1 protein-coding gene is annotated in these 6,071 nt (G+C 74.9%); it reads right to left on the bottom strand.

Annotation, left to right across the window (positions count from 1 at the left end):
- Positions 1-6,071 (bottom strand): type I polyketide synthase (locus ACFWIS_RS40250; RefSeq protein WP_380463913.1); only part of this gene is annotated, 6,071 nt, incomplete at both ends.

Below are 6,071 nucleotides of genomic sequence, written 5' to 3'. Positions count from 1 at the left end.
CCGCCTCCTGCTGCTCCCGGTCCAACCGGACCTCCGCGAACACCTCCGCACCACGCCGCCAGGCCGCCCGCAGGCCCTGGAACGCCGGACCGTAGGCCAGGCCGGCGTCGGCCAGGCCCTGGTAGAACCCGTCGAGCGCGATGCTCTCGGCCTGCTCCGGCGGCCAGACCTCCCGTCCGGCCGGCTCGGGCGCCTCGGCGTCCGAGAGGACACCGGAGGCGTGCCGGACCCAGGGCTGTCCGGGTTCGTCCGCGCCGCGCGCGTACACCGCGAGCGCGCGACGGCCCCGGTCGTCGGCCGGGTCGAGTGCCAACTGCAGCTGCACCGCGCCGGTTTCGGGCAGGACGAGGGGGGCTTCCAGGGTGAGTTCCTCGACCCGGCCGCAACCGGCCTGTTCGCCTGCCTGCAGCGCCAGCTCGACGAAGGCCGTGCCGGGCAGCAGCACGACGCCGTTCACGGCGTGATCGGCCAGCCAGCGGTGGGAACGCAGCGACAGTCGACCGGTGAGGACGGTGCCCTCCGAACCCGCCAGGGCGACCGCCGCGCCGAGCAGCGGGTGGCCGACGGCCTCCACACCGGCCGAGGCCACGTCACCCGTGCCGGTGCCGGCCTCCAGCCAGTACCGCTCCCGCTGGAAGGCGTAGGTCGGCAGGTCCACCCGTGCGGCGCCCGGGTACACCCGGTCCCAGTCCACGTCGACGCCGTGGACGAAGGCCTCCGCGAGCGCGGTCGTGAAGCGCTGCGCGGTGCCGTCGTGGCGTCGGAGGGTGCCCAGGGCCGGGACGTCCAGACCGGGGACCAGGACAGGATGGGGGCTGACCTCGATGAACACATGCCCCTGCGCGGCCAGTTGACCGACAGCCTCCTCGAAGCGCACGGTCCGGCGCAGATTGCGGTACCAGTACCCGGCATCGAGCTCACCGCCCTCCAGCCACTCACCCGTCACCGTCGACAGGAACGGCACCCCGGCCGTACCCGGCCGCAACCCCGCCAGCACCTCCAGCAACTCCCCCTCGATCTCCTCCACCTGCGCGGAATGCGACGCGTAGTCCACCGGCACCCGACGCGCACCCTCCACCCGCGCCGACAACTCCTCCAACGGCCCCGTCGCACCCGAGACCACCACCGAACGCGGCCCGTTCACCGCCGCGACCGACAACCCCTCCACCAGCAGAGTCTCGGCCTCCACCCGACCCACCGGCACCGCGACCATCCCGCCCCGGCCCGACAACCGCAGCAACGCCCGCGAACGCAACGCCACCACCCGCGCACCGTCCACCAGACTCAAAGCGCCCGCCACACACGCCGCCGCGATCTCACCCTGCGAATGACCCACCACCGCGGCCGGCACCACACCGAACGAACGCCACAACTCCGCCAGCGACACCATCACCGCCCACAACACGGGCTGCACCACATCCACCCGCGCCAGCGCCGCCTCGTCACCCAACACCTCGTCCAGCGACCACTCCACGAACCCCGACAACGCCCGCCCGCACTCGGCCAACCGCGCCGCGAACACCGGCGACACCCGCGCCAGCTCCACCGCCATCCCGACCCACTGCGCCCCCTGCCCCGGGAACACGAACACCGGCTTGGCAGCCGTACGGGCGCTTCCCGTGACGACGTGCTCGACGGGCTCCGAGGCGACCAGTGCGGCAAGGCCCTGGAGGAATCCCTCCCGGTCCGCCGCCACCACGGCGGCCCGGTGCTCGAAAGCGGTACGGGCCGTCGCCAGGGACAGTCCGACGTCCGCGGCGGACCGCTCGGGGTGCGCCGCCAGGTAGGAGGCCAGCTGCCCGGCCTGGGCGCGCAGGGCCTCGGCGGACTTCGCGGAGAGGACCCACGGCAGCACCGCCTCGGCCGGGACCGGGGCCCGGTCCACCGGCTCCGACGGCTCGGACGCCGGCTCCTCGGGAGCCTGCTCCACGATGACGTGCGCGTTGGTGCCGCTGATCCCGAAGGAGGACACCGCCGCCCTGCGGGGCTCGCCCGTGGCCTCCCAGGGCCGCGCCTCGGTCAGCAGCGACACCGCGCCCGCGGACCAGTCGATGTGCGGGCTCGGCTCGTCGACGTGCAGGGTCTTGGGCATCAGGCCGCCGCGGATGGCCATCACCGACTTGATGATGCCGCCGACGCCGGCCGCGGCCTGGGTGTGCCCGATGTTCGACTTGAGGGATCCCAGCCACAGCGGGCGGTCCTCGGGGCGCTCCCGGCCGTAGGTGGCGAGCAGCGCCTGCGCCTCGATCGGATCGCCCAGCTTCGTCCCCGTGCCGTGCGCCTCGACCAGGTCGATCTGGTCGGAGGTCAGCTTGGCCTGGGCCAGTGCCTGACGGATCACCCGCTGCTGGGAGGGGCCGTTGGGGGCGGTCAGACCGTTGGACGCGCCGTCCTGGTTGACGGCCGAGCCACGGATCACCGCCAGCACCCGGTGCCCGTTGCGCCGCGCGTCCGAAAGCCGCTCCAGGAGCAGCAGGCCCACGCCCTCACCCCAGCCGGTGCCGTCCGCCGAGGCCGCGAAGGACTTGCAGCGGCCGTCCGAGGCGAGCCCGCGCTGGAGGGAGAACTCCACGAAGGTGGTGGGCGTCGCCATGACGGTCACACCGCCGGCGAGCGCCAGCGAGCACTCGCCCTGGCGCAGTGCCTGCGCCGCGAGGTGCACGGTGACCAGGGAGGAGGAGCAGGCGGTGTCGACCGTGACGGCCGGGCCCTCCAGGCCGAGGGCGTACGAGACCCGGCCGGACAGCACGCTGCCCGCGTTGCCGGTGCTCAGGTAGCCGTCCACGCCCTCGGGCACCTCGCCGAGTCCGCTCGCGTAGTCGTGGTACATGACGCCGGCGAAGACGCCGGTACTGCTGCCCCGGACGGAGGACGGGTCCACGCCGGCCCGCTCGAAGGCCTCCCAGGCGGTCTCCAGCAGCAGCCGCTGCTGCGGGTCCATGGCCAGCGCCTCACGCGGCGAGATCCCGAAGAAGCCCGCGTCGAACTCGCCCGCCTCGTGGAGGAAGCCGCCCTCGCGGACGTACGAGGATCCGGCGCGCTCCGGGTCCTCGTCGAACAGGGCGTCCAGGTCCCAGCCGCGGTCCTCGGGGAAGGCGCCGATGCCGTCGCGGCCGGCCGCGACCAAGTCCCACAGGTCCTCGGGCGAGCGCACGCCGCCCGGGTAGCGGCAGGCCATGCCGATGACCACGACCGGGTCGTCATCGATCGGGCCGCTCGGGACGGCGGGACGCTCGCCCGCGGCGTTCCGGCCGGGCTCCCCGACGAGTTCGGCGCACAGGTGCCGGACCAGGGCCTCCGGACTGGGGTGATCGAAGATCAGGGTGGCGGGCAGCCGGAGGCCGGTCTCGGTGGTGAGGCGGTTGCGCAGTTCCACCGCGGTGAGCGAGTCGAAACCGAGCTCCGTGAAGGCCCGGTCGACGGCCACCGCGTCCGCCGCGGTGTGGCCGAGGACCGCGGCCACCTGGGTGTGCACGAGGTCCAGCAGGGTCCGCTCCGACCAGTCGGCGCGGTTCGCGACGGCCGCCGACGCGGCGGCGGTGCGGCGGACCGGTACCCGCACCAGGCCGCGCAGCAGCGCGGGCACCGCGACCGAGCCCCCGGGGGACCGGAGGTCCAGGGGCGTCGGCACCAGCAGTGCCTCGTCCGTGTCCAGTGCCAGGTCGAACAGCCGCAGGCCCTCCGCCGCGGAGAGCGCGGCGAGGCCGGATCCGGTGATCCGCTCCCGGTCCCCGCTCGCCAGCCGGCCGCCCATTCCGCTGCCCTCGGCCCAGAGCCCCCAGGCCAGCGACGTGGCGGGCAGGCCGAGGCCGCGGCGGTACTGGGCGAGGGCGTCCAGGAAGACGTTGCCCGCGGAGTAGCTGCCCTGGCCGGGGGCGCCGAAGACGCCGGAGGCCGAGGAGAACAGGACGAAGGCGGAGAGCCCGCGGTCCTTGGTGAGCTCGTGCAGGTGCCAGGCGGCGTCCGCCTTCGGGCTCAGCACCGTGTCGACCCGCTCCGGGGTGAGCGAGCCGATCACCCCGTCGTCCAGCACGCCCGCCGTGTGGACCACGGCCGCCAGGGGCTGCTCGGCCGGGATGCCGTCGAGCAGCTCGGCCAGCGCCGTACGGTCGGTGACGTCGCAGGACACGACCCGAGCAGAGGCGCCGAGTGCCGCGAGCTCCTCGACGAGTTCGGCGGCGCCCTCGGCGGCCGGCCCGCGACGGCTGGTCAGCAGCAGCTGACGGACCCCGTGCTCCCGTGCCAGGTGCCGGGCCAGCAGGCCGCCGAGCCCGCCGGTGCCACCGGTGATCAGGACCGTGCCCGCGCCGTCCCAGGGGGACGCCTGGTCCGGTGCGCCCGTCACCCGGGCGAGTCGGGGGGCGAACGCCTGCCCGCCGCGCAGCGCGAGCTGGGGCTCGTCGAGGGTCAGGGCGGCCGCCAGGGCGGAGCCTGAGGCGGCCTCGCCGTCCAGGTCGACCAGGCGGAAGCTGCCGGGGTTCTCGGCCTGGGCCGACCGGACGAGGCCCCAGACCGGCGCCTGTTCCAGGCCTTCCACCTGTTCGCCGGGCCGGACGGCCAGGGCGGCGCGGGTGACGAACACCAGCTGGGAGGAGTGGTGGCGGGCGTCCGCCAGCCAGGCGTGCAGGAGGGCGAGCGCGCCGTGCGTCGCGCCGTGGACGTCGGCGGGGACGTCGGCGGGGACGTCGGCGGGGACGTCGGCGGGGACGTCGGCCAGGAGCTCACCCGTCCGGCCGCAGGACGCCAGCACGGTGGCCGGCACCGGGTCGAGGGCCAGCAGTTCCTCGACCGAACCGACCCAGCACTGGGCCCCCTGGTCGGCAGCCTCGGGGAGCGGCTGGGCCGCCCAGTCGACGCGGAACAGCGAGTCACTCCGGTGCTTCCGCTGCTGCCCGGCGACCGGGCGCAGGGCCAGCTCCTCGACGGTGGCGACGGGCGCGCCCGTCGCGTCAGCGACGTCCAGGGCGACGGCGTCGGTGCCCGCCGGGGACAGCCGGACCCGCAGCGCGGACGCACCGGTCGCGTGGAGGGTGACCCCGGACCAGGAGAAGGGCAGGCTGGGCCGGTTGTCGGTGACGAACTCGCCCAGTCCGACGGCGTGCAGGGCCGAGTCGAGCAGCGCCGGGTGCAGGGCGAAGCGACCTGCCTCGCGCTCCTGCGGCAGCTCGACCTCCGCGAACACCTCCTCGCCGCGCCGCCACACCGCGCGCAGCCCCTGGAAGGCCGGGCCGTAGCCGAAGCCCGCCTCGGCCAGGTGCGGGTAGAGCCCCTCGACCGGGACCTCCTCCGCGTCCTGCGGGGGCCAGACGGTCATGGCGGTGGCGGCGGGTGTTCCGGCGGGACGGGTGGGCGTGGCGGAGCCCAGGCGGCCGGTGGCGTGCCGGGTCCAGGGCTCGTCCCCGTGGCGGGAGTGAAAACTTATCGGGCGGGCGCCCTGCGCGTCGGGACGGCCGACGCTGACCTGCAGCTGGACGGAGTCCTGGTCGGGCAGGATGAGCGGCGCCTCGATGGTGAGCTCGTCGATGCGGTCGCAGCCCACCTGGTCACCGGCGCGAACGGCCAGCTCCACGTAGGCGGTTCCGGGCACGAAGACGGTTCCGGCAATGGCGTGGTCCGCCAGCCAGGGATGGGCGCTCACCGACAGCCGTCCGGTGAACAGGACCTGGTCGTCGTCCGCCAGTACCACCATCGCGCCGAGCAGCGGATGCCCGGCCGGGAGCACACCCGCCGAGGCGACGTCGCCCAGCCGGTCGACGGTCGTCCAGTAGCGCTGACGCTGGAAGGGGTACGTCGGAAGGTCGACGCGGCGGCCGGAGAACACCGCCGGCCAGTCGGGCGCGACACCGTGGGCGAAGAGGTCGCCGAGCGCGGACATCGCCGCGAGGGGCTCCTCGCGGTCGCGGCGCAGGAGGGGGGCGAAGACGTGGCCGTCGGTCGCGGTTCCGGTGTCGCTGTCGGTGTCGGTGTCGCTGTCGGTGTCGGTGTCGGTGAGGCAGTCCTGGGCGAGGGCCGTCAGGACGCCGTCCGGGCCGAGCTCGACGAAGCGGGTCGCGCCCAGCTCGGCCGCGGTG

This window comes from Kitasatospora sp. NPDC127060, assembly GCF_042724935.1.
Classification (GTDB): Bacteria; Actinomycetota; Actinomycetes; order Streptomycetales; family Streptomycetaceae; genus Kitasatospora.
This window is presented reverse-complemented; position numbering and strand designations above follow the sequence as displayed.